The 390-nt window shown below is 57.7% G+C and carries 1 protein-coding gene; it reads left to right on the top strand.

Annotated elements, in window-relative coordinates; all coding sequences use genetic code 11:
* Nucleotides 1-390: AMP-binding protein (locus tag AC55NX_RS20845; RefSeq protein WP_496997471.1), on the top strand; the 390-nt coding region annotated here is incomplete at both ends.

Here is a 390-nt window from a genome sequence, read left to right as displayed (position 1 = left end):
TTGACGGTCGGTCTGTTCAATCAGTATGCATCAGGGTTAAAAGCGGTGTTGCCAAGCCTGCGTTATCTGCTGGTGGGCGGGGATGCCCTTGACCCGGCGGTGATTCGGCGGGTGCTGGCAGAGAGTGCGCCGCAACATCTGCTCAACGGTTACGGTCCGACGGAAACCACCACATTTGCCTTAACTCATGCAATCACCTCGGTCGCTGAGGATGCGGTGAGTATTCCGCTGGGTCGTCCGATTGGCAATACCCAAGTCTATCTGCTTAACGCTCACGGCCAGCCGGTGCCACAAGGTGTGGTGGGAGAGCTGCATATCGGCGGTGATGGTGTCGCGTTGGGTTATCTCAACCAAGATGAGTTGACCGCGGAGCGGTTTATCCCAGACCCG

The organism is Vibrio rubrogenes (assembly GCF_059641415.1).
The sequence above is the reverse complement of the archived record's forward strand: the minus strand, read 5'-3'. Positions and strand labels throughout refer to the sequence as shown.